The sequence below is a fragment of the Scandinavium manionii genome (assembly GCF_024764775.1).
In the GTDB taxonomy this organism is placed as follows: domain Bacteria; phylum Pseudomonadota; class Gammaproteobacteria; order Enterobacterales; family Enterobacteriaceae; genus Scandinavium; species Scandinavium manionii.
In genome coordinates, this window is sequence record NZ_JALIGC010000005.1 from 1 (window position 1) to 255 (window position 255).

Consider the following 255-nt stretch of genomic DNA (forward strand, 5'->3'; position numbering starts at 1 on the left):
CTTGCGATTGAGACTTCAGTGTCCCCTTCGTCTAGAGGCCCAGGACACCGCCCTTTCACGGCGGTAACAGGGGTTCGAATCCCCTAGGGGACGCCACTTGCTGGTTTGTGAGTGAAAGTCGCCGGCCTCCCTATCTCAAAACTGATTTATCGCGTATGCGGTGAGTCATGTTTGAGATATTTGCTCTTTAAAAATCTGGATCAAGCTGAAAATTGAAACGACACACTGTTTCCTTTCTCCGTAATAAGAAAGGAA

The 255-nt window shown here is 48.2% G+C and carries 1 tRNA gene; it reads left to right on the top strand.

Annotated elements, in window-relative coordinates:
• Window positions 1-20 precede the first annotated feature (20 nt).
• Window positions 21-96 (top strand) — tRNA-Glu (locus MUU51_RS00025).
• Window positions 97-255 lie beyond the last annotated feature (159 nt).